The organism is Mycobacterium sp. PS03-16, from assembly GCF_004570325.1.
Classification (GTDB): domain Bacteria; phylum Actinomycetota; class Actinomycetes; order Mycobacteriales; family Mycobacteriaceae; genus Mycobacterium.
In genome coordinates, this window is sequence record NZ_SPQO01000002.1 from 1 (window position 1) to 25989 (window position 25989).

The following is a 25989-nucleotide window of genomic DNA, read 5'->3' on the forward strand; positions in this document are numbered from 1 at the left end:
CAGGTCTTCACCACCAACGACGCCCGCTGCGCAGCCCTTGCCCCCTGGCTCGACTACTACAACAATCAACGCCGCCATTCAGCCCTCGGAGGACAACCCCCGACCAGCCGACTGTCACCAACCTGACTGCCGAGTACACCTAGGCGCGGGCCGGGCGGATCTCCCGCGGCAACGCGAACACCAGCGTCTCGTTGGCCGTGGTGACCGGCTGCACGGTGTCGTAGCCGTACTCGGCCAGCCGCTCGAGCACCCCACGCACCAGCACCTCGGGCACCGAGGCGCCGGAGGTGACACCGACCGTGGTGACCCCCTCGAGCCACGCCGGGTCGATGTCCTCGGCGTAGTCGACCAGGTGGGCGGCGTCGGAGCCGGCGCCCAGCGCCACCTCGACCAGCCGCACCGAGTTCGACGAGTTCTTCGATCCGACGACGATGACGAGCTCACACTCGGGCGCCATCGCCTTGACCGCGACCTGGCGGTTCTGCGTGGCGTAGCAGATGTCATCGCTCGGCGGGTCCTGCAGCGTCGGGAACTTCTCCCGCAGCCGGCGCACCGTCTCCATGGTCTCGTCGACGCTCAGCGTGGTCTGCGACAGCCAGATGACCTTGTTCGGATCCCGCACGGTGACCTTGTCGACCGCGTCCGGGTTGTCGACGACCTGCACGTGGTCGGGCGCCTCCCCGGCGGTGCCCACGACCTCTTCGTGGCCTTCGTGGCCGACGAGCAGGATGTCGTAGTCGTCGCGGGCGAAGCGCTTCGCCTCGTTGTGCACCTTGGTCACCAGCGGGCAGGTGGCGTCGATGGTCTGCAGATTGCGGGCGGCCGCCTCTTCGTGGACGGTGGGCGCGACGCCGTGGGCGGAGAAGACCACGATGGCGCCCTCGGGCACCTCGTCGGTCTGCTCCACGAACACCGCGCCGGCCTTGGCCAGCGTGTCCACGACGTACCGGTTGTGGACGATCTCGTGGCGCACGTACACCGGCGCCCCGTGCTTCTCGAGCGCACGTTCGACGGTCTCGACGGCCCGGTCCACCCCGGCGCAGTACCCGCGCGGCTCGGCGAGCAGAACCCGCTTGCCGCTGACGGGCCCTGCCACGGTTGCGGCGGCACCCGGAATCCCCATGTTGATAGTCGGCGGCATGACTCCCAGGGTACTGATCCTCGCCAATCGGGGGCCAGCCGTAGGCTAGGCCCCATGGCTACTGCACCTTATGGGGTTCGGCTGCTGGTCGGGGCCGCCGTCACGGCCGTCGAGGAAACCCGCAAGCTGCCACAGACCATCCTGATGTATCCGATGACGGTGGCCAGCCAGGTCGCCAGCCTGGTGATCCACTTCCAGCAGAACATCGCCGACCTGGTCAACAAGGGCGACGAGACGCTGGAGAACCTGTTCCCGCCGAAGGACGAGCAGCCCGAGTGGGCCACCTTCGACGAGGACACCGACGACGCGGCGCCGTCGGACGGCGACCGGCGCACCGAGGGCCGTTTCGCCCTGTTCACCAACGGTGAGCCCGAGACCCCCGCGGACGACGCCGCGCCCACACGGGACGCCGCGGCGGCCGACGAGACCCCCGAGATCGTCACCGATCTCGACTACCAGTCGCTGACGCTGGCGCAGCTGCGCGCGCGGCTGCCCTCGCTGTCGGTGCCCGACCTCGAGGCGCTGCTGGCCTACGAGGGCGCCACCCGCGCGCGGGCGCCGTTCCAGACCCTGCTGGCGAACAGGATCACCCGCGCCTCGGCGAAGTGACCGAACCCGAACAGGGCAGATCCCCCGACAACCCCTGGCCGGTGCGCGCGGTGGCCACCCGGGTCGCCAAGTACATCGACCGGCTCGGCACCGTGTGGATCGAAGGTCAGCTCACCGAGCTCAAGTTGCGCCAGTCCACCGCGTGGATGGTGCTGCGCGACCCCGCCGCGGACATGTCGCTGTCGGTGAGCTGCCCGCGTGACCTGGTCGCCGACGCGCCGGTGCCGCTGGCCGAGGGCACCCAGGTGATCGTGCTGGGCAAGCCGCAGTTCTACACCCGCAACGGGTCGTTCTCGCTGCGCATCAGCCAGATCCGCGCCGTCGGCATCGGTGAACTGCTCGCCCGCATCGACCGGCTGCGCCGCCTGCTCGACGCCGAGGGGCTGTTCGATCCCCGCCTCAAGCGGCCCATCCCGTTTCTGCCCGGTGTCGTCGGCCTGATCACCGGACGCGCCAGCCACGCCGAGCGCGACGTGGTGTCGGTGGCCACCGACCGGTGGCCTGCGGTGCGGTTCGACATCCGCAACACCGCCGTGCAGGGCACCAACACCGTCCCGCAGGTGGTCGAGGCGCTGCGCGCCCTCGACGCCGATCCCGAGGTCGACGTCATCGTCATCGCCCGCGGCGGCGGCAGCGTGGAGGATCTGCTGCCCTTTTCCGACGAGACGCTGTGCCGCGAGATCGCCAAGTGCACCACACCGGTGGTCAGCGCCATCGGCCACGAACCCGACAACCCGCTGTGCGATCTGGTCGCCGATCTGCGCGCCGCCACCCCGACCGACGCGGCCAAACGCGTGGTGCCCGACGCAGCCGCGGAGTCGGCGCTGGTGTCGGAGCTGTGCCGGCGCAGCGGGCAGGCGCTGCGCCACTGGGTGACCCGCGAACAACACCTCCTCGATCAGCTCCGCAGCCGCCCGGTGCTGGCGCAACCGGAGCAGGCGCTCGCCGCCCGGTCGGAGGAGATCCAGCGCGCGCTGGCCGCGGCGCGGCGCGATGTCACCCGCACGATCACCGCGGAGACCGACCGCATCAGCCATCTGTCGGCGCGGTTGGCGACGCTCGGCCCGGCCGCCACCCTGGCGCGCGGGTACGCGGTGGTGCAGACGGTGCCGGCGTCCGGGGACCCGGATGTGCTGCGCTCGGTCGACGACGCGCCCGCCGGGACGCGGCTGCGAGTCCGGGTGGCCGACGGCGCGCTGGGCGCGGTCAGTAAGGGAGTGACGCGGCATGCCTGACGACGGGAGCGACCGATGACCGATGAGACGAAGCCCATTAGTGAGCTGGGATATGAGGAAGCCCGCGACGAACTGATCGATGTCGTGCAGCATCTCGAGCGTGGCGGCCTGGACCTCGACGCCTCGCTGAAGTTGTGGGAACGCGGCGAAGAACTGGCCAAACGCTGCGAGGAGCACTTAGCCGGCGCCCGCAAGCGAGTGGCCGACGCGCTGGCCTCACGGGAGGACCACGACGGTTGATCCGGCAACCGGTTCAGGTCTGAGGCTTCAAAACTGGAACACGTTTCAGTTATAGTCGCCCCATGGGTGACTCATCGCTGACCACCGAACTGGGCCGGGTGCTGGTGACCGGGGGCTCCGGCTTCGTCGGAGCCAACCTCGTCCGGGAACTGCTCGAGCGCGGCCACCAGGTCCGGTCGTTCGACCGCGCACCGTCACCGCTGGCCGACCATCCCCGGCTCGAGACGCTCGAAGGCGACATCTGCGATCCGGAGACCGTCGCCGCCGCGGTCGCGGGCGTCGACACGGTGTTCCACACCGCCGCGATCATCGACCTGATGGGCGGGGCGTCGGTCACGCAGGAATACCGGCAGCGCAGTTTCGCGGTCAACGTCACCGGCACCGAGAACCTGGTGCACGCCGCCCGCGCCGCGGGGGTGCAGCGGTTCGTCTACACGGCCTCCAACAGCGTGGTGATGGGCGGCAGGCGCATCCAGAACGGTGACGAGACGCTGCCCTACACCGACCGCTTCAACGACCTCTACACCGAGACCAAGGTGGCGGCCGAGAAGTTCGTGCTCGGTGAGAACGGTGTGCAGGGCATGTTGACCTGTTCGGTCCGGCCCAGCGGCATCTGGGGCCGCGGCGATCAGACCATGTTCCGCAAGGTGTTCGAGAGCGTGCTGGCCGGCCACGTCAAGGTGCTGGTCGGCAGCAAGCAGGTCAAACTCGACAACTCCTACGTGCACAACCTGATTCATGGCTTCATCCTCGCCGCGCAGCACCTGGTGCCCGGCGGCACCGCGCCCGGACAGGCCTACTTCATCAACGACGGCGATCCGGTCAACATGTTCGAGTTCGCCCGTCCCGTCGTCGAGGCCTGCGGTGAGAAGCTGCCCAGGTTCCGGGTGTCGGGCCGGTTGGTGCGGTTCGTGATGACGCTGTGGCAGCGGCTGCACTTCCGCTTCGGAATCCCCAAGCCGCCGCTGGAACCGCTGGCGATCGAGCGCATCTACCTCGACAACTACTTCTCGATCGCGAAGGCCGGACGCGACCTCGGCTACCGGCCGCTGTTCACCACCGAGCAGGCGATGGCCGACTGCCTGCCGTACTACGTCGAGCTGTTCGAGAAGATGAAGGCACAGCACGGCACGCCGGCCGTGCACGCGGTCACGGCAGTGCCGCCAGCGGGGTGACCTCGCCGGTCGAGCTGTCGACCAGTGCGGACCGGTCCAGCGTCACCTGCATCGGCAGCACGTCGTAGAGCGCGGCCGCCACCGCGGGCAACTGCTCCAGAGTGGCCCGGGTGGCGACCGAACAGTGCGGGATCCACACGCCGGGGCGGTAGTGCTTGTGCAGGTCGGCACCGGTGGCGGTGACGGCGTCGACGACGCGCTCCTGTCGCGCGACGAACTCTGCTCGGACACCGGCCACCAGCCAGACCCGCCCGCGCCGGAACAGCCCGACGCCGTCGAAATGCAGTGCGACGGCGTCGTGGCCGGGTAACCGGTCGAGCGCCTCGTGCACCGCGTCTTGATTCCATTGCCGCAGAACGGCGAACGACACGTGCGGCACGTGCCTGCGGTGGGTGTGGGAACGCAGGGTCGGCACCCCGATGTCCTCGAGCCGATCCCAGATCGCCCGGATCGCTGCGTCGGACCGCCGGTCGAAGAGCAGGCAGACGGCGAGCGCCACGGGTCAGCGGTCCCTGTGTCCGGTCACGGGTGGCCGAAGCCGTGCGGCGCCTCGTCGGGGATGCTCCACCGCACCGACAGCACGCGGGCATCGACTGCGAGCACCCCGACGGCCTGCTCGAGGAGCGCATCGTCACGGGCGGCGGCCGACAGCCCGACGCGGATCTCGACCCGGCCCGGTCCGGCGTCGGCCGAGTGCATCGACGTCAGCTGCAGCCTGGGTGACCGCACGGTCTGCACCAGCAGGTCGCGTGTGTCGGTGCCGTGGTCGTCGCGGCAGACCACGGTGAGCAGGTAGTTCACCGGCGGGTGCTCGCGTCCGCCGAGGCGCTTCTCCCGATCCATCCGCTCGGCCAGCGGGTGCAGGAAGAGGTTGACCGCCACCACGATCACCCCGCTGGCGATCGCCTCGCGCCACAGCCAGGCCCCCGCCAGCGCCCCGACCGCCGCCGTCGACCACAGCGTGGCCGCGGTGTTCAGCCCGGTCACCGACAGGCCCTGTTTCATGATGACGCCGGCGCCGAGAAAGCCGATGCCCGAGACGATCTGGGCGGCCACCCGGGTGGGGTCCGAACCGGGGAAGCTGTACGCGCCGAGGATGAGGAACAGCGCCGAGCCCGTGCTGACGAGCGCCATGGTCTGCAGCCCGGCCAGCCGCGAGCGCCACTGCCGCTCCAGACCGATCGCGACCCCGAGCACGGTGGCCAGGCCCACGCGGGTGAGCAGGTCCACGGCGAGCATGTCTGGATTCTCCAGTGCGCACTGGTCCCGGCGGCCGTGACACGCGGCGACACGCGCAATTTTCGGACAGTTTATGCGCGATCCGGCTTGCCTGGGCCCGCGCGCTTCTAGCATCGACGCATACGTCAACCGCGAAGGGGGCCCCTGTGCCGGACGGTAAGCCGAACATCCTGGTGATCTGGGGCGACGACATCGGGATCACCAATCTCAGCTGCTACAGCGACGGCCTCATGGGTTATCGCACGCCCAACATCGACCGAATCGCCGCCGAGGGAATGCGGTTCACCGACTCCTACGGTGAGCAGAGCTGCACCGCCGGACGAGCAGCGTTCATCACCGGGCAGAGTGTCTACCGAACCGGTTTGAGCAAGGTCGGCATGCCCGGTGCCGACGTCGGGCTGCAAGCCGAGGATCCCACGATCGCCGAGTGCCTCAAACCGCTGGGCTACGCCACCGGCCAGTTCGGCAAGAACCACCTCGGCGACCTGAACAAGTACCTTCCGACAGTGCACGGCTTCGACGAGTTCTTCGGCAACCTCTATCACCTCAACGCCGAGGAGGAACCCGAGCTGCCCGACTATCCGACAGCCGACGAAGCGCCGATCATGCGCAACGCCTTTCTGCCGCGCGGTGTCATCCACTCATGGGCCACCGACGAGGACAACGACGAACTGCACGAGCGTTGGGGACCGGTGGGCAGACAGCGTATCGAGGACACCGGTCCGCTGACCAAGAAGCGCATGGAGACCATCGACGACGAAACCACCGGTGCGTGCCTGGACTTCATCAGGCGCCAAGTGGAGACGAAGACACCGTTTTTCGTGTGGATGAACATGACCCACATGCACTTTCGCACCCATACCAAACCGGAGAGCATCGGCCAGGCGGGGCGTTGGCAGTCGCCTTACCACGACACGATGGTCGACCACGACAAGCACGTCGGACTCTTGCTCGACGTTCTCGACGAACTCGGCATCGCCGACGACACGATCGTCGTCTACTCGACCGACAACGGCCCGCACGCCAACACATGGCCCGACGGCGCGACCACTCCGTTCCGCAGCGAGAAGAACACCAACTGGGAGGGCGCCTTCCGGATTCCGGAGATGGTCCGCTGGCCCGGCAGGATTCCGGCCGGCGTGGTGTCCAATGAGATCGTCCAGCATCACGACTGGTTCCCGACGTTCCTCGCCGCGGCCGGCGAGCCCGACATCGTCGAGAAACTCAAGGCGGGACACAAGGTCGGCGACAAGGAGTTCAAGGTCCACCTGGACGCGTTCAACCTCTTGCCGTACCTGACCGGCGACGTCGACGAAAGCCCGCGACAGGGCTTCATCTACTTCTCCGATGACGGCGATGTGCTCGGTCTTCGGTACAGCAACTGGAAGATCGTGTTCATGGAGCAGCGGTGCGACGGCACCCTGCAGATCTGGCAGGAACCGTTCACTCCGTTGCGCGCACCCAAGATCTTCAACCTGCGTACCGACCCCTTCGAGCGCGCCGATGTCACGTCGAACACCTACTACGACTGGCTCCTCGACCACCTGTACCTGGCGTTCTACGCCGCCGCGGTGGTCACGCATTTCTTGGAGACCTTCAAGCAATTCCCGCCGCGCCAGGAGCCGGCGTCGTTCACGATCAACAATGCGGTGGAGAAACTGCACGAATTCCTGGCGAAGGACTAGATGCTCGAGTCGTGGAACGACGGGCCCACGAAGTCGGCGATCGTCGAGTTCGTGGGCCGCACCGTCACCGAGGTTCCGGTTGAGGAACGCGTCGCGGTCTTCGACAACGACGGCACGCTGTGGTGCGAGAAACCCGCATACATCCAATTGGACTTCCTCGTCCGTCGCATGGCCGAGCAGGCGAAGGCCGATCCGTCCCTGGCGGAGCGCCAGCCCTACCGGGCGGCCGCGGCCGGTGATCTGGCGTGGTTCGGGGATGCGGTCACCAAGCACTACAACGGTGACGACTCCGAATTGAAAGCGCTTGCCAGTGGAGTTCTTTCGGCATTCGTCGGGCTGACGGTCGAGGAGCACGCCGAACGCGTCAAGGGCTTCTTCGCGACGGCCGAACACCCGACGCTGAGACGCCCGTACACAGCGTGCGGTTATGCACCGATGATCGAGCTGCTGCGCTACCTGGAGGACAACGGTTTCACCAACTACATCGCCTCCGGCGGCGGCCGCGACTTCATGCGGCCGGTCACCACGGCCATGTACGGCATCCCGCCCGAGCGCGTCATCGGCAGCTCGGTGGGCCTCGATTTCGCCGATGGCGACCTGCGCACCACGAATCGGCCGGAGTTCCTCGACGACGGGCCGGTCAAACCCGTGCGCATCTGGGGGCGGACCGGACGTCGGCCGATCCTCGCCGTCGGCAATTCCAACGGTGACATCGAAATGCTCGAATTCACCCGTGGCCTCCGCCTGCTGGTGCTCCATGACGACGACGAGCGCGAATTCTCCTACACCGCGGGGGCCGAACGCGCGCTCGAGCACGCCGGGGCGCAGGGCTGGACGGTGATCAGTATGCGTGACGACTGGGCGACGATCTTCGCGTGATCGACGAGTTCGTCAGGATTCCCGCGCAGACCGCACTCCTCGGATCCGACCGGCACTCCGCGGAGGAACGTCCCGTCCGCGAGGTCTATGTCGACGAATTCTGGCTGCAAGCCCGCGCGGTCACCAACACCGACTTCGCCGCCTTCGTCGAGGCCACGGGCTACGTCACCGTTGCCGAACGTCCACTCGACCCCGCCGACTACCCGAATGCGCCTGCCGAGAACCTGCAACCGGGGTCGATGGTGTTCCGCCGCACGGCCGGACCCGTCGACCTGCGCCACCTCAGCCAGTGGTGGATCTGGACCCCCGGCGCATCGTGGCGCCATCCCGTCGGGCCGCGGTCGTCGATCGAGAAACGCACCGACCACCCCGTCGTCCACGTCGCCTACGAGGACGCCGAGGCGTACGCGTCCTGGGCCGGGCTGGCGCTGCCCACCGAGACGCAGTGGGAGACCGCCGCCCGCGGCGGCCTGCGCGGGGCGGCGTACACGTGGGGCGACGAGCCCGAGTCCGAGGGGCAGCGGCTGGCGAACTACTGGCACGGCGACTTCCCGTGGCGACCGGAATCGGGTTACGGCCGCACCGCCGCGGTGGGCAGTTTCCCACCCAACGGCTACGGCCTCTACGACATGGCCGGCAACGTGTGGGAATGGACCACCGATTTCTACACCGACACCGGCACGGCGTGCTGCGCCGAGGACAGTTACGACCCGGCCCAGCCACAGTTCCGGGTGCCCCGCCGGGTGGTCAAGGGCGGGTCGTTCCTGTGCGCCGACTCCTACTGCCTGCGGTACCGGCCGGCCGCCCGTCGCGGTCAGCCGGTCGATACCGGCATGAGCCACATCGGTTTCCGCTGCCTCAAACGCTAGGCGCGCCGGTCGGCGATCCACGCTCGGCCGCGCCGCACCGCCTCGTCGAGCGCACCGAACACCTCCTCCGATGCGGGAAGGACGCCGTCGGCGCCCACCGCGTCGGCGACTCCCCCGCGGTGCAGCACGGTCGCCGTCGAGGGGCTCACGCCCGCGATGAGCAGTCGACCGCCGTGGCTCTGCAGGTCTGTCGCCCACCGCGTCAAGGCGTGCACCACCTTCGACGACGGAACGTCCGGCAACCCCGCCAGGCTGAGCACCACCACCGCGTTGCGTGATGCCCGGACCTCCGGCCACTCCTCGTCGATGCGGGGCACCTCGGCGAACAGGCCCACCCCCGCGTAGTGCAGCACCGTCACCTCACCGCTGGGCAGTTCGTCGGGCACCGGTGCGCGACGCCAGTGACCGTCCTCGGCGGGGACCAGCGCGACCAGCTTCGCCGACCGGGACGCCTCGACGCAGTACAGCACCAGCGAGGTGATCGCGCCGATCAGGATCGCCCGGTGCAACGGAAGCTGCGTGGTCGCGGCGAACGTGATCAGCATGGCCAGCGCCGAGAGCGGCGCGGTGCGGACGACGAGCCTGATGTCGGCCCAGCGGCCGGCCACCAGCTCCGCGCCGATCACCATGATGAGCCCGCCGATCACCGGCATCGGGATCAATTCGGCGAGCGACCCGGCGACCACCACGAGCAGCGCGAGCCAGATCCCGGCGAAGATCCCCGCCCACCGGGTCTGGGCGCCGGCCGACACCGCGACGCCTGTCCGGGACAGCGAGCCGCCGGTGGGCAGGGCGCCGAAGAATCCGCCGGCGACGTTCGCCGCGCCCTGCGCGACGAAGTCATCGGACGTGCTGGGCCGCGATCGGTCCGGGTTCGGCACCGCCGCCGAGATGCCGGCCGCCTGCGCGAGGCCGACCAGCGCCACCGCGAGCCCGCCCGCCAGCAATTCGGGCATCGCCGCGAGGTCGGGAAGGATCAGCGGCGGCAGCGCATTCGGGATCGGCGCGATGTCCCCCACCGTCTCGACCTCGACGGCCAGCAGCGTCACCGCCACGGTGACCACGACGAGTGCGATCAGCGTGGCGAACGCCTCGAGCGGTTTGACGAACCGGAACACCGCCCACACCGCGACCGTGGCCAGGGCGATCAGACAGGGTGCGAGCTCCCAGGATCCGACATGGGCGAACGCATCGACGAACTTGCCCAGCGTGTTGTGGCTGTCGGGCCGGTAGCCGGTGGCGTCATTGATGACGCCGGCCACGATCTGTAAGGCGATACCGGTGGTGAAGCCGGTCATCACCGCATTCGAGACGAAGTTCATCATCGACCCGAACCGCAGCAGACCCATCACGAGCATGATCAGTCCGGCGACGATGACCAGCGCGGCGATGTTCGACGGTTCGGTGGGATCGAGTCCGGCCGCGGTCAGCACGCTCTGCGACGTCAGCGCGAGCGCACTGGTCAACGTCGTCACCATCAGCACGGTGCGGGCGAAGAACGATCCGACGATGGTGGAGACCACGCCGGAGTACAGACCGGCGACCGGGTTGAAGCCGCCGATGCTCGCGTAGGCCATCCCCTCCGGTATGGAGAACAATCCGGTGACCAGGCCCGCAATCACATCTCGAACGCGCGGCCGGCCCACGCGGGACGCGATGCGCACCGGAAGGGCTTGTCCGCGAGTCGAAGTCGCCATCAGTCTGTCCGGACAGGCCCGTCGTGGCCGCCGCGCAACCCGAGCACCCCCGCCCGCTGCAGCAAGATCACGCTGACGACCAGCACCCACACCGGGAAAGCCAGCGTCACCCACATGCTCACCTCGCTGGCGACCATCAGCGCGACGGCCAGCGCATAGCTCACACCCACCAGCCAGCGCGGCATCAGGCCCGTACGCAGCCAGATGGTGGCCAGCGAGATCATGCACACCGAGGCCATCCGCAGCGCATAGGTCTGGCTCAGCGTCTCCATCAGCAGGTGCGCGAACGCGACGACCTCCGAGCGGGCGGTCGAATCGATGATCGCGGTGTCCACCCGCACCAGGCTGAGCCCGACCGCAGACCACACGAACGTCATCGCCACGAAGAGCAACCCGCTGCCGATGAACACGCTGGAGAAGAACTTGTCCTCGAACTGCCCGAAGCCGTCACGCACGACACCGATGAACCACAGGAACGCGATGCCGGCGAACGGAATCAGCGTCGCGGCGAGCGTCACCCGGGAACTGTCGGGGTCGACCCAGCGGACGCCCTGTTCGACGTTGTCGGGTATCGCGGTGCGCACGAGCACCAGCGCCGTACCGAACAGCACCGCGAACAGGACCCCCGCGAGCGCGGCCGCCCGCGGGGTGGTCAGCCGATGCAGTCGCGACGTCGGCGCTGTGGTCACGCCGACATCGTCGCAGAGCACGCCCGGCAGAACCCCCGTTCGACGCAACCCGTCCTGGAACCTGTTCTAGTTTGGGTGACCATGACCACCTCCCGCACCGCTGTCGTCGTCGGCGCCGCATCCGGAATCGGATGGGCCACCGCGAGAGTCCTCGCCGAGGACGGCTGCCGCGTCATCCTGGCCGACCGCAACGCCGGCGCGGCCCGGGACCGCGCGGCCGAGCTCGGCGACCCACACACCGCCGCGCACGCCGACGTCACCGACGAGCCGTCCGTGCAGGCCCTGTTCGACGCGACCGGCCCGGTCGACGTCGTGGTCAACTGCGCCGGGTTCAGCACCATCGGCCTGATCACCGACATGCCGGTCGAGCAGTTCCGGGAGGTCGTCGACGTCTGCCTGACCGGAGGGTTCGTCGTCGCCAAACACGCCGGCGGGAACCTGCGCGAAGGCGGTGTGCTGGTACAGATCTCGTCGCTCAACGGCCGCCAGCCCGCGGCCGGGATGAGCGCCTACTGCGCCGCGAAGGCCGGGCTGTCGATGCTGACCCAGGTCGCCGCGTTGGAGATGGCGCCGCGGGGCATCCGGGTCAACGCCGTCGCCCCCGGCTTCGTGCACACCCCGCTCACCGCCCCGGCGGCCGCGGTGCCCGGCGTCGTCGAGGAATACCTCGAGAACACGCCGCTGGGCCGCGCCGGCACGCCCGAGGACGTCGCCGAGGCGGTGCGGTACCTGTGCTCGCCCGGCGCGTCCTGGCTGACCGGTGAGGTGCTCGACCTCAACGGCGGCGCCCACCTCAAGCGCTATCCCGACATCGTCGGCCACGTCATGAAACTCGCGCAGAGTTCGTGACGTCCGATCAGGCGCCGGTGCGGCCGGAGGTCGGCTAGACATAGCGGCGTGGACACCGACTTCACGCTCACCCAGAAGCGTGCGCTCGCCGTCGCGACCGTCGTCGCGGTCCTGTTCGGCGCCTACTTCCTGCGGGGCTACTTCATCCTCGTGGTGGTCGCCGCGGTGGCGGCCTATCTGTTCTCCCCGCTGTACTCGAAGCTCAACACGCGGCTGGGCACCGGGCTGTCGGCGACGCTGACGCTGCTCGCGGCGGTCGCCGCGGTGATCGTGCCGATGAGCCTGTTCGTGTTCCTGGCGGTCGTGCAGATCACCACGATGGTCGAGCGGGTCGCCGAGTGGGTGGCGCGCACCGACCTGTCGGCGCTCGGCGATCGGGCCCTGGCTTTCGTCAACGAACTGCTCGCCCGGGTGCCCTACGTCGACACCACGGTCACCCCGGCTTCGCTGCAGGGTTCGATGACGAGGGTGGCCCAGGAGGCCGGCCAGTGGCTGCTGGGGCTGTTGCAGGGTGCGGCCGGCGGCGCGTTCGGCGCGATCACGGCGCTGATCCTGTTCCTGTACGTCTTCGTCTCACTGCTGGTCAACCGTGAGCAGGTGCTGCTGCTCATCCGCCGGCTCAACCCGCTCGGCGAGGAGGTCACCGACCTCTACATGAGCAAGATGGGCGCGATGGTCAAGGGCACGGTGATGGGCCAGTTCGTCATCGCGGTCTGCCAGGGCGTCGCCGGCGCGGTGTCGATCTACCTCGCCGGGTTCCACCAGGGCTTCTTCCTGTTCGCGGTGCTGCTGTCGGCGCTGTCGGTCATCCCGCTCGGCAGCGGCATCGTGACGATCCCGTTCGGCATCGGGATGATCCTGTTCGGCAACGTGTTCGGCGGCGTCTTCGTCATCGTCTTCCACATCATCGTGGTGACGAACATCGACAACTTCCTGCGGCCGATCCTGGTGCCGCGCGAGGCGCGACTCGACTCGGCGCTGATGCTGCTGTCGGTATTCGCCGGTATCGGCATGTTCGGCGCCTGGGGCATCGTGATCGGCCCGGTGTTGATGATCGTCATCGTCACCACGATCAGCGTCTACCTCTCGGTGTTCAAAGGCGTGCCGATGCAGCGCCACGACGCCGCGGACGAGAAGCCCAAAAGGCGGAACCCGTTCTGGTGGCTGGGCCGTCGCGTCAAAGAGGCCCGCGACGGAAAGGCCGGGGCACAAGCGCCCGACGAGTCGGAGGAGGACTCCGCAGCACCGTCGGCCGGGCGGTGAGGGCCCGGCCTCAGGCCAGCCGCTCGGTGAGGAACTCGATCACCCGTTTGCGCGCCTCGTAGGCGGGATGCCCGTCGGCCTCGCGCACCTGATCGGTGAGCACCGAGTGCGCCATCGGCGAGATGCCGTGCGCATTGCCCTTCGCCGAATCGATCTCGATGACCTCGAACGCGTCGCCGAGGCGCTGTTTGAGCGTGGCGAACCGCTCCCCCGGCGACATCCAGTCCTTGCTGAAGCGCAGCCCGAGCGCGCACAGCCCGTCGTTGGCCGCGCGCTGTTCGACGATCCGCAATTCGGCCTCCGACAGTCCCGGATCGCGCTTGTGGGCGGGGGTGATCGGCAGCGGCAGCGAGGGCTGGCTGAGCACCGGCGCGAGCACGCTGTCGTCGACGGCGGCGGCCAGCGCGAAGCCCCCGGTGAAGCACTGCCCGATCACGCCGACGCCCTTACCGGGGGTGCGGGCGTTGAGGTCGCGGGCCAGCGCGCGCAGATAGTGGGCGACCGGCCGGTCGGCATTGGTGGCGAAGGCGGCGAACTCCTTGGACACACAGCCCTTCGCCAGGACCGGGATGGCGCCGGCGCCGAGCGCCGGTTTCCCCGGGGTACCGAACAGCGAGGGCGCCGCGACGGTGAACCCGTTGTCGACCAGGTGGTTGCCCAGCGCCAGGACATGGGGGTGCAGCCCGGGCATCTCGGGGATCAGCACGACGCCGGGCCCGTCGCCCTTGCGGTACACGTCGTGGGTGTAGCCGGCCGCCGTGAACGGTTCCGCGGACCAGCCGCTGAGGTCGGATTCCGGTGCGGTTCCCGCGGCGCTCATCGCTTCTCCAGCGGCTGCTGCGTCTGCGTCGCCGCCGCCAGCGTGCGGAACTCCTCGGGGCTGCCCGCCCCGGTGATCGCCACCTGCGCCGGACCGGGCAGCCGGGTCGTCCACACCGGCTCGACCCCCTCGCCGCCGCGGTAGACCACCCAGGTCACCCCGTCGACGTCCTCGGCCCCGGCCGGCGCGAGGCCCGGGGTGATCGAGTCGACCAGCTTGTTCTCGTCGGCGTTGCTCTGGGTCAGGCTCAGGTACATGCCGCTGGGCGCGAGATAGCCCACCCGGGACACCACCGCGCGGCTCGACTGGCCGGTCTGCGCGTCGGTGACCCCGGCCTCGATGCCCGAGCGACCGCCGGAGTTGGACTGCCACCCGTCGGGCAGCTTCGGCACCCGGATCGGGACGCCGAGGGCATTGGCGTCAGCCTGCAGCTGCTCGGCCGCGTCGTAGGACGGCGCCGGGCCGGCACTGGGCCCGCGGAACGAACACATGCCCAGCAGACCGGCCAGCACGATGCACGCGACGACCAGCGGGGCGATCGACCAGAACATGTCGCGGCCGTCCTGCAGCACCCGTGGCTTGGCCTCCCGGGGTGCGGGCCCGACGACGCCCGGCTCGCGCGGGGTGGGCTGCGGGGGCTGCCCGGGATCGGTGCTCATAGGTGCCAGTATCCCAGCTGCCAAACGGTGATCGGGTTCTGGGACAATCTGCCCATGACGCCATCGCGCCGCGAAGCTCCCGATCGCAACCTCGCCCTCGAACTGGTCCGCGTCACGGAGGCAGGCGCCATGGCCGCCGGCCGCTGGGTCGGCCGCGGCGACAAGGAGGGCGGCGACGGCGCCGCCGTCGACGCCATGCGTGAGCTGGTCAACTCGGTGTCCATGCGCGGCGTCGTGGTGATCGGCGAGGGCGAGAAGGACAACGCGCCGATGCTCTACAACGGCGAAGAGGTCGGCAACGGCGACGGCCCGGACTGCGACTTCGCCGTCGACCCGATCGACGGCACCACGCTGATGAGCAAGGGCATGCCCAACGCGATCTCGGTGCTCGCGGTCGCCGAGCGCGGCGCGATGTTCGACCCGTCGGCGGTGTTCTACATGAACAAGATCGCCGTCGGCCCCGACGCAGTCGACGCCATCGACATCACCGCCCCGATCGGGGAGAACGTCCGCGCGGTCGCCAAGGTCAAGGGGCTGTCGGTCCGCGACGTGACCGTCTGCATCCTGGACCGGCCGCGGCACGAGCAGCTGATCGCCGACGTCCGCGCCGCAGGCGCCCGCATCCGGCTGATCTCCGACGGCGACGTGGCCGGCGCCATCTCCGCCTGCCGGCCCAACTCGGGCACCGACATGCTGGCCGGCATCGGCGGCACCCCCGAAGGCATCATCACCGCCGCCGCGATCCGCTGCATGGGCGGCGCCATCCACGCCCAGCTCGCCCCCAAGGACGACGAGGAACGCCAGAAGGCGATCGACGCCGGGCACGACGTCAGCCGCGTGCTCAAAACCGAGGACCTGGTGTCCGGGGAGAACGTCTTCTTCTGCGCCACCGGCGTCACCGACGGCGACCTGCTGCAGGGTGTGCGCTACACCGGCGGTGGGTGCACCACCCAGTCCATCGTGATGCGGTCGAAGTCGGGCACGGTCCGCATGATCGAGGCCTACCACCGGCTGTCCAAGCTCAACGAGTACTCCGCCGTCGACTTCACCGGCGACAGCAAAGCCGCCTATCCCCTGCCGTAACCCCACACCCCACGATCCAGAAGGGCATCATGACCGCCGACAGTGCCGTCGAGAACACCGCCGAGACCGAGTACCGCATCGAGCACGACACCATGGGCGAGGTCCGGGTGCCCAAGGATGCGCTGTGGCGGGCGCAGACCCAGCGGGCCGTCGAGAACTTCCCGATCTCCGGGCGCGGTCTGGAGCGCACCCAGATCCGGGCGCTCGGCCTGCTCAAGGGTGCCTGCGCGCAGGTGAACAAGGACCTGGGTCTGCTGGCGCCGGAGAAGGCCGACGCGATCATCGCCGCGGCCAATGAGATCGCCGACGGTCAGCACGACGACCAGTTCCCGATCGACGTGTTCCAGACCGGCTCGGGCACCAGCTCGAACATGAACACCAACGAGGTGATCGCCAGCATCGCCGCGCGCAACGGTGTGACGGTGCACCCGAACGACGACGTGAACATGTCGCAGAGCTCGAACGACACGTTCCCCACCGCCACCCACATCGCGGCCACCGAAGCCGCTGTGCGCCACCTGATTCCGGCGCTGGAGGTGCTGCACGAATCGCTGGCGGGCAAGGCTCGCCAGTGGCGCACCGTGGTGAAGTCGGGCCGCACCCACCTGATGGACGCGGTGCCGGTGACGCTCGGCCAGGAGTTCGGCGGCTATGCCCGCCAGATCGAGGCGGGCATCGAACGGGTCCGCGCGACGCTGCCCCGGCTGGGTGAGTTGGCCATCGGCGGCACCGCCGTCGGCACCGGTCTCAACGCGCCGGAGGGCTTCGGCGCCAAGGTCGTCGAGGTGCTGGTCGATCAGACCAACATCGCCGAACTGCGCACGGCCAAGGATTCTTTCGAGGCCCAGGCCGCCCGCGACGGGCTGGTCGAGGCGTCGGGCGCGCTGCGCACCATCGCGGTGTCGCTGACCAAGATCGCCAACGACATCCGCTGGATGGGATCGGGCCCGCTGACCGGGCTGGCCGAACTGCAACTGCCGGACCTGCAGCCGGGCAGCTCGATCATGCCGGGCAAGGTCAACCCCGTCATCCCCGAGGCCGTCACACAGGTGGCCTGCCAGGTGGTCGGCAACGACGCGGCCATCGCGTTCGGCGGCGCGTCGGGCGCGTTCGAGCTCAACGTGTACATCCCGATGATGGCCCGCAACCTGCTCGAATCGTTCAAGCTGCTGACCAACTCGTCGCGGCTGTTCGCCGAGCGCTGCATCGACGGTCTGATCGCCAACGAGGCGCACCTGCGCGAACAGGCCGAGTCGTCGCCGTCGATCGTGACCCCGCTGAACTCGGCGATCGGCTACGAGGAAGCCGCCAAGGTCGCCAAGGAAGCGCTCAAGGAGCGCAAGACGATCCGCCAGACGGTCATCGACCGCGGGCTGATCGGCGACAAGCTCTCCGAGGAGGAGCTCGACCGGCGCCTCGACGTGCTGGCGATGGCGCGGGTCAAAGACGGCGACTAGTCGCAGCGATTTCGGTGTACTTCGTCGCGGTGAGCGCGACCGGCTACACCGAAATCACTAGGGGACGCGGCGGTCGGTGATCGGGCCTGCCGTCAGGTCGCGCAGCATGCTGGTCAGCGGGCCGCGGTAGGACAGCACCGGGCTGTCGGTGTCGGCGCAGTGCTTGAAGCCGTCACCCATGTCGGCCATGGCCTCGGCCGAGTCGCGTGACGCGGTCCAGCCCAGCTCGGTGCGCGCCCGCGTGGTGTCGAGCAGCGGCACGCTGAACGCCATGTCCAGCCAGCCCTCGTCGATGGGCTGCAGCCGGGCCCGCCAGCTCAGCGCCACCGCCGGCCGCAGCAGCGCCGACGGCACGTGAACGGGCATCGCGCCCAGAGCCTTCGCCATGTCGTCGCGGCGCACCGGGGGTTCGGCCATCAGGTTGAACGGACCGCCGGCGCCGCGCTCGACGGCACGGGCGATCGCGTCGGCGACGTCGTCGGCGTGGATGATCGGGACGACGAGCTCGCGGTCCAGCGGCAGCAGCGGCAGGAACCGAAGCCACCGCGGTTCGACAAACGCCGGCAGCGTGTAGCGACGCAGTCCACCCGCCGCGTCGCGCTGCACGATGAACCCGGGCCGCATCCGCGTGACGGTCATGCCGCCGGGGTGGCTGCGCTCGTACTCGTCGAGGATGGTCTCGGCCGCCGACTTGTGCCGGCTGTACGGCGAGGTGTCGATCCCGGCCGTCGACCACGTCTCGTCGACGTACTGGCCGTAGCGGCCGGCGGCATAGGTGCCGACCGACGACATGTGCACCATCTGCCCGACACCGGCGGCCTGCGCGGCGCGCAGCACCGCCCGGGTGCCGCCCACCCCGACCGCCTCCAGGTAGGACACGTTGCGGGTGGGCTGGAATCCCCACGCCAGGTGCACGACGCAGTCGGCGTCGCCGAACAGCGCCTGCAGCCGGGTGGTCGCATCATGGTCGGCGAGGTCGAGCTGACGCCACTGCGCGGACCGGTAGACACCGGTGGCGGGCGGCTCGCGCCGGGTCACCCCGGTGACGCTGTAACCGCCGGAGTCGGCGAGCCGGCGCAGCAGCGCCGTCCCGACATTGCCGCTGGCCCCGGTGATCACGACGCGTGTGGTCATGATCTGCCCATACCCGTAGCGGGTCCGTTGAATCAGGCGTTCGGGTCTTTGTGCCCTACCGGCGCCGTGCCCGCCGCGGCACCGTGGAGTGATGACCGGCCGACCCGACGAGCAGACGCTGCGCACGGCGCTGGCGTCGGCCGGACGGGCGCCGTCGGTGCACAACACCCAACCCTGGCGCTGGCGGATCCGGCACGGCGAGCTGGACCTGTTCGCCGATCGGGCGCTGCACCTGCCGCACGTCGACCCCGATGGCCGCAACCTGATGCTCAGTTGCGGGGCGGCGCTGCACCACGCCGTGGTGGCGCTCGCCGCGCTGGGCTGGCGGGCCCGCGTGCACCGCTTCCCCGACGCGGCCGATCCCACCCATCTGGCCCGGCTCGACCTCGATCCCGGGCCGGCGTCGGCCACCGACCTCGGCCTGGCGGCGGCGATTCCGCGGCGGCGCACCGACCGTCGGCGCTACAGCGGCCGCGAGGTCTCCCCGGCCGACATCGCGCTGATGGGGGCGCGGGCGGCGCGTGGCGGCGTGTCGGTGCGCCGGGTGGAGTCACTGGCGGGGCTGCACAAAGCCGTCGACGTCGCGGTGCGCCGGCACCTCGCCGATGACGCCTACCTGCGCGAACTGACCACCTGGAGCGGACGCCACGATGCGCTGGCGGGGGTGCCCGCGGCCAACGTGCCGCCGGTCGACCTGCACGCCGCCGTGCCCGGCCGGGTGTTCGCGGGAGCGGCCCCTGCCCGGCCCGACGCCGACGGCCAGGCCGACAACGCCGTCGTGCTGGCGCTGGGCACCCGCGAGGACGACGCGCCGGCGCGGCTGCGCGCCGGCGAGGCGACCAGCATCATGCTGCTGACCGCGACGGCGCTGGGGCTGGCGAGCTGTCCGGTCACCGAACCGCTGGAGGTCGCCGACACCCGAACGACCCTGCGCGAGGACATCTTCGACGACGCCGCCCATCCGCAGATGCTGCTGCGGATCGGCTGGCTGCCCGAGGGCACCGAGCCGCTTCCGCCGACGCCCCGGCGACCACTGACCGGTTGAGCCTCAGGGCAGCGGCGCACTCCACCGCAGCAGCGTGCCGCCGCCGGCGCCACCCTCGACGGTCAGCGAGCCGCCGGCCGCCTGCGCGCGGCTGCGCAGGTTGGCCAGGCCGCTCTCGGTGACCGGCCCGTCGATGCCGCGGCCGTTGTCGGCCACCTCGATGCAGAAGTCGTCGTCGACGGTCACCCGGACCGTCATCTCCGAGGCGCACGCATGCCGCACGGCGTTGCTCACCGCTTCGCGCACCACCGCCTCGGCGTGGTCGGCCAGGGCCGCGTCGACCACCGACAGCGGTCCGACGAACTGCGTGGTGGTGCGCAGGTCCCCGGTCGCGAACTGTCCGACGGCCTCGTCGAGGCGCTGCCGCAGCCGGGTCGCGCCCGGCGCGCCGCCGTGCAGGTCGAAGATCGCGGTGCGGATCTCCTGGATGACGGCCTGCAGTTCGTCGACGCTGCCGGCCAGCCGCTGCTGGATCTGCGCATCGCGGGCCCGGGCCAGCGTGCCCTGCAGCGACAGACCGACCGCGAACAGCCGCTGGATCACGTGGTCGTGCAGGTCGCGGGCGATGCGGTCGCGGTCGGTGAGGATCTCCAACTCCTGCATCCGGCGCTGGGAACTGGCCAGCTGCCAGGCGAGCGCGACCTGATCGGCGAACGCGGCGACCATGTCGAGTTGATCGGCGGTGAAGGGCCGCGCTCCCGGCGGCCGCACCGCCACCAGCACCCCGGCCACGGTCTCGGCGGCGCGCATCGGGACGACGAGCGCCGGTCCGTACCCGGTGTCACCGAGCTGCAGGTGGTCCAGGCGCGCGGATTCCCGCTTGGCGAACGCCTCGCCGACCGGCGAGCCCTCGAGCGTCAGCACCCGGCCCCGGCCGTCCAGTTCACCCGCGGCTTCCACCACCACGAGCGCGTCGACCTCGTCGACGGCCGCCTCGGCGTCGTCGGGCGCCGCGACCAGCGTCCCCGCCGCGTTCATCAACGTCAGCGCCTGCTCGACGACCATCCCGAACACCGAGGCGGGGTCGGCGCCGGAGAGCATGTCGGTGGCGACGTCGCGGGTCGCGGCGAGCCACCCGTGCCGCTCGCGGGCCTGCTCGTAGAGTCGGGCATTGTCGATCGCGATGCCCGCCGCGGCGGCCAGCGCCTGCACCAGCACCTCGTCGTCCTCGCTGAACGGCTGCCCACCTATCTTGTCGGTGAGGTAGAGGTTGCCGAACACCTCGTCGCGGATCCGCACCGGCACGCCGAGGAACGTCCGCATCGGCGGATGGTTGGCCGGGAACCCCACCGACGCGCTGTGGTGACGGATGTCTTCGAGCCGGATGGGGTGCGGATCGTCGATCAGGACACCGAGCACACCCCGGCCCTCCGGCAGATGGCCGATCAGCGCCCGGGTGTCGTCGTCGATGCCCTCGTAGATGAACTCGATCAGCTCGTGGCCGTGGCCGCGCACGCCGAGCGCGCCGTAGCGGGCGTCGACGAGGTGGATCGCGGTGTGCACGATCGTGCGCAGCGTGACGTCGAGGTCCAGTCCGGCGGTGACCACCAGCATCGCGTCGACCAGCCCGTCGAGCCGGTCGCGACTCTCGACGATCTGCCCGATGCGGTCCTGCACCTCACCGAGGAGTTCCCGGAGCCGCAACTGCGACAGCGTCTCGCGCAGCGGGCGCACCTCACGCGCGCCGTCAGAACCGATCGGGCCGCTCACGCCACCAATTTATCGGTCGGTCTGCGGTGGGTGATCGAGCTTGGACACGAACACCGCGGCCTGGGTGCGGCCTTGCATGCCGAGTTTGGCCAGCAGCCGCGACACGTAGTTCTTGACCGTCTTCTCCGCCAGGAACATCCGCGACGCGATCTGCTTGTTGGTCAGCCCCTCGCCGAGCAGGCCGAGCAGCACCCGCTCCTGGGCGGACAGCCCGGCCAGCGGGTCGGCGCGTTCGGCGTCGCCACGCAGCTTGGACATCAGCGCCGCCGCGGCGCGGTTGTCGAGCAGGGACCGGCCGGCCCCGACGTCCTTGATCGCCTTGGCGAGCTCCATGCCCTTGATGTCCTTGACGACGTAGCCGCTGGCCCCGGCCAGGATCGCGTCGAGCATCGCCTCGTCGGAGGTGAACGACGTCAGCATCAGGCAGCGCAGATCGGGCAGCCGGGACAGCAGGTCGCGGCACAGTTCGATCCCGTTGCCGTCGGGCAGCCGGACGTCGAGCACGGCGACGTCGGGCGCCGCGGCCGGGATGCGGGCCAGCGCCTGGGCCACCGAATCGGCCTCACCCACCACGTCGAGGTCCGGGTCGGCGCTGAGCAGATCGATCAGCCCGCGCCGCACCACCTCGTGGTCGTCGACCAGGAACACCTTGACCATCCCGGCTCCCCTCTGCTGTCGATCACCATCTTCGCCGAGACTGCGGTGAGATCACGATTTCTTCCCCGAACCGGATCTCACCGCAGGCTCGATGATGTCAGGGCAGCGCGTTGGGGCTGATCTCCTCGAGCATCTCGGTGACCAGCGCCGCGATCGGCGAACGCTCACTGCGCTGCAGCGTGATGTGCGCGAACAGCGGGTGGCCCTTGAGCTTCTCGATGACGGCCGCGACCCCGTCGTGCCGGCCGACCCGCAGGTTGTCCCGCTGCGCGACGTCGTGGGTGAGCACGACGCGGGAGCCGGTGCCCAGCCGCGACAGCACGGTCAGCAGCACGTTGCGCTCCAGCGACTGCGCCTCGTCGACGATCACGAACGAGTCGTGCAGCGAACGGCCCCGAATGTGGGTCAGCGGAAGGACTTCCAGCATCCCGCGGGACAGCACCTCTTCGAGCACCGCGGGGCTGGCGAGCCCTTCGAGGGTGTCGAACACCGCCTGGGCCCACGGGCCCATCTTCTCGCTCTCGCTGCCGGGAAGGTAGCCGAGGTCCTGGCCGCCGACCGCGTACAGCGGCCGGAACACCACGACCTTGCGCTGGGTGCGCCGCTCGAGCACGGCCTCCAGACCCGCGCACAGCGCCAGCGCCGACTTACCCGTACCGGCCTTGCCGCCGAGCGAGACGATGCCGACCGACTCGTCGAGCAGCAGGTCGAGGGCCACCCGCTGTTCGGCCGAGCGACCCCGCAGCCCGAACACCTCGCGGTCGCCGCGGACCAGCTGCACCCGCTTGGCGGCGTTGACCCGTCCCAGCGCGTGCGAGGTACCGCCCAACAGCCGGACACCGGTGTGGCAGGGCAGATCTCGTGCTGCCGCCAGGTCGATCTCGCCCTCGGCGAACAGCGCGTCGACCTCGTCGCCGGCGACGTCGATCTCGTCCATGCCGGTCCAGCCGGACACCACGACGTCCTGCGCGTGGTACTCGTCGGCGGCCAGGCCGACCGCGCCGGCCTTCACCCGCAGCGGGATGTCCTTGCTGACCAACGTGACGTGCTTACCCTCGGCCGCCAGGTTGGCCGCGACGATCAGGATGCGCGAATCGTTGCTGTCGGTGCGGAATCCGGCGGGCAGCACCGTCGGGTCGCTGTGGTTGAGCTCGACATGCAGTGTGCCGCCCTCGGTTCCGACCGGAATCGGCTGATCGAGACGTCCGTGTTCGAGCCGGAGGTCGTCGAACAAGCGCAGCGCCTGGCGGGCGAACCAACCCAGCTCATGGTGGTGCCGTTTGGCTTCCAACTCACTGATGACCACCAGCGGGACGACCACCTCGTGTTCGGCGAACCGCGTGCAGGCCCAGGGATCGGACAGCAGCACGGAGGTGTCGAGCACGTAGGTCCGGATAGGCGAATCGGTCACGTAGCGCTCCTGGTATCCGCGGGTCCCCCGCGAACCTGTCGGCGGACACTGCGGCACCAGGGCCGGGGCCGGCCCTCTCGTGATCGCAACGATCGGGTACCGCCCGGACAGCAGAGCATGTCGCTAGCCATCGGAGCCGACGCTACTCCCGGGAACGCAACGCCGCCGTGCAGGCGCGCCGCAACGTCGCGAGCAGCGGGTTACGCGTGTGTGAACTGCTGGAGCGCGGCCTCGTCGGCCAGGCCCCAGGCGGTGACCCGGTCGGAGATCGCCGTGCGCAGCTGGTCCCGGTCGAAGATGCCGTGTTCGGCCATCGTGGCGACCTTGTCCTGGTAGGCGTCGATATCTGCGCCGACGACGCCGAGCCCCTCGGCGCGGCGGGCGATCGCGGCGACGGTCTCGTCGCGGTGGGTCTGCAGGCAGTGCGCCACCAGGTTGGCGAAGAACTCCTCGTGGCGCTCCTCGTCGTGGGCGATGCGGGCGATGAGCCGCTTGAGCACCGGTTCCTCGGTCTGCGCTTCGAGGTTGCGGGTGAACACCGCGTGCGCCCGCTCGAAGAACGCCATGAACACCAGCGTCTCGATCTGGTCGTACGTGTCGGCGCGGTAGCCCTTCATGACGTGCTCGACGCGCACGTCCTCGTTGGCGGTCGGGTCGACCTCGCGGGTGACCACCAGGTAGTTGCGCAGCGCGACGGCGTGCAGATGCTCCTCGGCGGTCCACCGGCCGATCCAGCGGCCCCACTTCTCGTCGAGGATGAAGTGCTCGACGAGCTCGCGGTGGTAGCCGGCGAGGTTGTCCTTGGTGATCAGCAGGATCTCGAGCGCGTCGGTGATCTGCTTGGGCAGCGTGACCTGGGACGGGTCCCAGTCGCGCCCGCCGAGGAACGCGAAGTTCTCGCCCTGGTCGAACGGCACGTAGTCGTGCGCGTACCACAGGTCCTCGGAGTCGAGATGACGGCGCAGCTCGGCCTTGACGACCGGCTCCAGCTCGAGAGTCAGCGCGTTAGCAACGGGTTTCTGTGCCATGAAAGTAACTGTAACCCGAATTCACACATGCTCCGAAATCGGGTGGGGCGTGTCACGACCCTCTGCGCGAGCGGTCACCTTCCCCCGCGAGTTCGCGCCAGAGAAAACGTCAGCGGCCGTGCAACTCCCAGTCCTCCAGCCCCTCGTACAGCGGGAACGCCCGCGCCAGTCGCGTCACCCGCTCCCGCAGCTCGGCCACGTCGGCCGCGGCGCCCTGCGCCAGCGCCGCCGCGATGATGTCGGCGACCTCGGTGAACTCCGCATCGCCGAAACCGCGGGTGGCCAGCGCGGACGTGCCGATCCGCAGGCCCGAGGTCACCATCGGCGGGCGCGGATCGTTCGGCACGGCGTTGCGGTTGACCGTGATGCCGATGTCGTGCAGCAGGTCCTCGCCGGCCTTCCCGTCCAGCGGGGAGTGGCGCAGGTCGACCAGCACCAGGTGCACGTCGGTGCCGCCGGTCACCACGCTGACCCCCGCCCCGGCGACGTCGGCGGCCAGCAGCCGCTCGGCGATGATCCGCGCGCCCGACAACGTGCGGGCCTGGCGGTCGGCGAACTCCGGCGTCCCGGCGATCTTGAACGTCACGGCCTTGGCCGCGACCACCTGCATGGCCGGGCCGCCCTGGGTGCCGGGAAAGACCGACGAGTTGAGCTGTTTGGCGTACCGCTGCTTGCCGAGGATCAGCCCGGAGCGGGCGCCGCCGAGGGTCTTGTGCACGGTGGTCGACACCAGGTCGGCGTGCGGCACCGGGTTGGGGTGCAGGCCCGCGGCGACCAGGCCGGCGAAGTGCGCCATGTCCACCCACAGGTGCGCACCGACCTCGTCGGCGATGGACCGGAACGCCGCGAAGTCCAGAGTCCGCGGATAGGCCGACCAGCCGGCGATCAGCACCTTCGGCCGGAACTCCAGCGCGCGGGCACGCACGGCGTCCATGTCGACCAGGCCGGTGACCGGGTCGACGCCGTAGAAGCCCGATTCGTAGACCCGACCGGAGAAGTTCAGCTTCATCCCGTGTGTCAGGTGTCCGCCGTTGGCCAGGTCCAGCCCGAGCAGCCGCTCCCCCGGCGCCATCAGCGCGGCCAGCACCGCGGCGTTGGCCTGCGCGCCGGAATGGGGCTGCACATTGGCGAATTCGGCGCCGAACAGCGCCTTGGCCCGGTCGCGGGCGATGTTCTCGATGACGTCGACGTGCTCGCACCCGCCGTAGTACCGCCGCCCGGGCAGCCCCTCGGCGTACTTGTTGGTCAGCACGCTGCCCTGCAGCTGCAGCACCGCGCGCGGCGCGAAGTTCTCCGAGGCGATCATCTCCAGCGTGTCGCGCTGGCGGCCCAGTTCCCGGTCGAGCAGTTCCGCGATGTCGGGATCGACCTCGGCGAGCGCCGCCGACATGACCGAAGCCTGGAGATCGGGTGTC

At 69.8% G+C, this 25989-nt stretch carries 26 protein-coding genes; 13 read left to right on the top strand and 13 right to left on the bottom strand.

Going from position 1 to position 25989, the window contains the following annotated elements; all coding sequences use genetic code 11:
- A partial coding sequence (locus E4P42_RS01515; RefSeq protein WP_167759318.1) for an integrase core domain-containing protein occupies window positions 1-126 on the top strand: 126 nt, incomplete at its 5' end.
- A 13-nt stretch (window positions 127-139) separates the two neighbouring features.
- Here E4P42_RS01515 and E4P42_RS01520 read toward each other — a convergent pair.
- Window positions 140-1141 (bottom strand): 4-hydroxy-3-methylbut-2-enyl diphosphate reductase, encoded by a 1002-nt coding sequence (locus E4P42_RS01520; protein WP_135122602.1) that lies wholly within the window; start codon window positions 1139-1141, stop codon window positions 140-142.
- 54 nt (window positions 1142-1195) lie between these two features.
- On the opposite strand from E4P42_RS01520, the gene E4P42_RS01525 reads away from it, so the two are divergent.
- The 4 genes from E4P42_RS01525 to E4P42_RS01540 all read left to right on the top strand — a co-directional run bounded on the left by E4P42_RS01525 (window position 1196) and on the right by E4P42_RS01540 (window position 4400).
- Window positions 1196-1750: a lipid droplet-associated protein gene (locus tag E4P42_RS01525; RefSeq protein ID WP_135122603.1), complete on the top strand. Its 555-nt coding sequence runs from the start codon at window positions 1196-1198 to the stop codon at window positions 1748-1750.
- Window positions 1747-2985, top strand: coding sequence for an exodeoxyribonuclease VII large subunit (gene xseA / locus E4P42_RS01530; RefSeq protein ID WP_135122604.1), 1239 nt, complete (start codon window positions 1747-1749; stop codon window positions 2983-2985). The genes E4P42_RS01525 and xseA overlap by 4 nt, the downstream gene beginning before the upstream one ends.
- Window positions 2986-3000: 15 nt before the next feature.
- Window positions 3001-3225 (top strand): exodeoxyribonuclease VII small subunit, encoded by a 225-nt coding sequence (locus E4P42_RS01535; RefSeq protein WP_135122605.1) that lies wholly within the window; start codon window positions 3001-3003, stop codon window positions 3223-3225.
- Between the two features lie 62 nt (window positions 3226-3287).
- Entirely contained in the window at window positions 3288-4400 is a 1113-nt protein-coding gene (locus tag E4P42_RS01540) for an NAD-dependent epimerase/dehydratase family protein (protein ID WP_135122606.1), read from the top strand.
- Here the strand turns inward: E4P42_RS01540 and E4P42_RS01545 are convergent.
- Together E4P42_RS01545 and E4P42_RS01550 are read right to left on the bottom strand one after the other, a co-directional pair.
- Entirely contained in the window at window positions 4375-4899 is a 525-nt protein-coding gene (locus E4P42_RS01545; protein ID WP_135122607.1) for a 2'-5' RNA ligase family protein, read from the bottom strand. The two genes, E4P42_RS01540 and E4P42_RS01545, sit on opposite strands and share 26 nt — an antisense overlap.
- Window positions 4900-4922: 23 nt before the next feature.
- Window positions 4923-5639, bottom strand: coding sequence for an MgtC/SapB family protein (locus E4P42_RS01550; protein WP_135122608.1), 717 nt, complete (start codon window positions 5637-5639; stop codon window positions 4923-4925).
- A gap of 146 nt (window positions 5640-5785) precedes the next feature.
- Between E4P42_RS01550 and E4P42_RS01555 the strand changes: the two genes are divergently transcribed.
- The 3 genes from E4P42_RS01555 to E4P42_RS01565 are packed head-to-tail and all read left to right on the top strand — an operon-like array spanning window position 5786 to window position 9072.
- Window positions 5786-7324: an arylsulfatase gene (locus E4P42_RS01555; RefSeq protein ID WP_135122609.1), complete on the top strand. Its 1539-nt coding sequence runs from the start codon at window positions 5786-5788 to the stop codon at window positions 7322-7324.
- Entirely contained in the window at window positions 7325-8203 is an 879-nt protein-coding gene (locus E4P42_RS01560) for an HAD family phosphatase (protein ID WP_135122610.1), read from the top strand. It begins immediately after the preceding gene.
- Window positions 8200-9072, top strand: coding sequence for a formylglycine-generating enzyme family protein (locus E4P42_RS01565; RefSeq protein ID WP_135122611.1), 873 nt, complete (start codon window positions 8200-8202; stop codon window positions 9070-9072). Before E4P42_RS01560 ends, E4P42_RS01565 begins: the two co-directional genes overlap by 4 nt.
- Here E4P42_RS01565 and E4P42_RS01570 read toward each other — a convergent pair.
- Both E4P42_RS01570 and E4P42_RS01575 read right to left on the bottom strand, forming a co-directional pair.
- Complete coding sequence (locus tag E4P42_RS01570; RefSeq protein ID WP_135122612.1) at window positions 9069-10769, bottom strand: SulP family inorganic anion transporter; 1701 nt, start codon at window positions 10767-10769, stop codon at window positions 9069-9071. The two genes, E4P42_RS01565 and E4P42_RS01570, sit on opposite strands and share 4 nt — an antisense overlap.
- Window positions 10769-11458 (bottom strand): hypothetical protein, encoded by a 690-nt coding sequence (locus E4P42_RS01575; RefSeq protein WP_135122613.1) that lies wholly within the window; start codon window positions 11456-11458, stop codon window positions 10769-10771. The genes E4P42_RS01570 and E4P42_RS01575 overlap by 1 nt, the downstream gene beginning before the upstream one ends.
- An 81-nt stretch (window positions 11459-11539) precedes the next feature.
- On the opposite strand from E4P42_RS01575, the gene E4P42_RS01580 reads away from it, so the two are divergent.
- Both E4P42_RS01580 and E4P42_RS01585 read left to right on the top strand, forming a co-directional pair.
- Window positions 11540-12307 (top strand): SDR family NAD(P)-dependent oxidoreductase, encoded by a 768-nt coding sequence (locus tag E4P42_RS01580; protein WP_135122614.1) that lies wholly within the window; start codon window positions 11540-11542, stop codon window positions 12305-12307.
- 48 nt (window positions 12308-12355) lie between these two features.
- Window positions 12356-13570, top strand: coding sequence for an AI-2E family transporter (locus tag E4P42_RS01585; protein WP_135122615.1), 1215 nt, complete (start codon window positions 12356-12358; stop codon window positions 13568-13570).
- Between the two features lie 10 nt (window positions 13571-13580).
- On the opposite strand, the gene E4P42_RS01590 is transcribed toward E4P42_RS01585, so the two are convergent.
- Together E4P42_RS01590 and E4P42_RS01595 are read right to left on the bottom strand one after the other, a co-directional pair.
- Window positions 13581-14390 carry a dienelactone hydrolase family protein gene (locus E4P42_RS01590; RefSeq protein WP_135122616.1) on the bottom strand — a complete coding sequence of 270 codons (810 nt, stop codon included), beginning with the start codon at window positions 14388-14390 and terminating at the stop codon, window positions 13581-13583.
- Window positions 14387-15049 (bottom strand): DUF4245 domain-containing protein, encoded by a 663-nt coding sequence (locus E4P42_RS01595; RefSeq protein ID WP_135122617.1) that lies wholly within the window; start codon window positions 15047-15049, stop codon window positions 14387-14389. The genes E4P42_RS01590 and E4P42_RS01595 overlap by 4 nt, the downstream gene beginning before the upstream one ends.
- Window positions 15050-15103: 54 nt before the next feature.
- Here E4P42_RS01595 and glpX point away from each other — a divergent pair, with 54 nt between their 5' ends.
- Together glpX and E4P42_RS01605 are read left to right on the top strand one after the other, a co-directional pair.
- Window positions 15104-16132 carry a class II fructose-bisphosphatase gene (gene glpX / locus E4P42_RS01600; protein ID WP_135122618.1) on the top strand — a complete coding sequence of 343 codons (1029 nt, stop codon included), beginning with the start codon at window positions 15104-15106 and terminating at the stop codon, window positions 16130-16132.
- A gap of 29 nt (window positions 16133-16161) precedes the next feature.
- Complete coding sequence (locus E4P42_RS01605) at window positions 16162-17589, top strand: class II fumarate hydratase (protein WP_135122619.1); 1428 nt, start codon at window positions 16162-16164, stop codon at window positions 17587-17589.
- A 57-nt stretch (window positions 17590-17646) separates the two neighbouring features.
- Here E4P42_RS01605 and E4P42_RS27625 read toward each other — a convergent pair whose 3' ends face one another.
- On the bottom strand, window positions 17647-18723 hold the full coding sequence (locus E4P42_RS27625; protein WP_135122620.1) for an NAD-dependent epimerase/dehydratase family protein: 1077 nt from the start codon (window positions 18721-18723) through the stop codon (window positions 17647-17649).
- An 88-nt stretch (window positions 18724-18811) separates the two neighbouring features.
- Between E4P42_RS27625 and E4P42_RS01615 the strand changes: the two genes are divergently transcribed.
- Window positions 18812-19768, top strand: a complete 957-nt coding sequence (locus E4P42_RS01615) for an NAD(P)H nitroreductase (RefSeq protein ID WP_209305672.1) — start codon at window positions 18812-18814, stop codon at window positions 19766-19768.
- Between the two features lie 3 nt (window positions 19769-19771).
- Here the strand turns inward: E4P42_RS01615 and E4P42_RS01620 are convergent, their stop codons facing one another.
- The 5 genes from E4P42_RS01620 to glyA form a co-directional block, all read right to left on the bottom strand.
- Window positions 19772-21478 carry a GAF domain-containing sensor histidine kinase gene (locus E4P42_RS01620; RefSeq protein ID WP_167759319.1) on the bottom strand — a complete coding sequence of 569 codons (1707 nt, stop codon included), beginning with the start codon at window positions 21476-21478 and terminating at the stop codon, window positions 19772-19774.
- A gap of 9 nt (window positions 21479-21487) precedes the next feature.
- A complete protein-coding gene (locus E4P42_RS01625; protein WP_135122622.1) occupies window positions 21488-22135 on the bottom strand; it encodes a response regulator transcription factor in 648 nt (215 codons plus the stop codon).
- 97 nt (window positions 22136-22232) lie between these two features.
- Window positions 22233-23546, bottom strand: a complete 1314-nt coding sequence (locus tag E4P42_RS01630; protein ID WP_135122623.1) for a PhoH family protein — start codon at window positions 23544-23546, stop codon at window positions 22233-22235.
- Window positions 23547-23746: 200 nt separating this feature from the next.
- A complete protein-coding gene (locus tag E4P42_RS01635; protein WP_135122624.1) occupies window positions 23747-24574 on the bottom strand; it encodes an acyl-ACP desaturase in 828 nt (275 codons plus the stop codon).
- Window positions 24575-24683: 109 nt separating this feature from the next.
- Window positions 24684-25964, bottom strand: a complete 1281-nt coding sequence (glyA, locus tag E4P42_RS01640) for a serine hydroxymethyltransferase (RefSeq protein ID WP_135122870.1) — start codon at window positions 25962-25964, stop codon at window positions 24684-24686.
- Window positions 25965-25989: the final 25 nt, after the last annotated feature.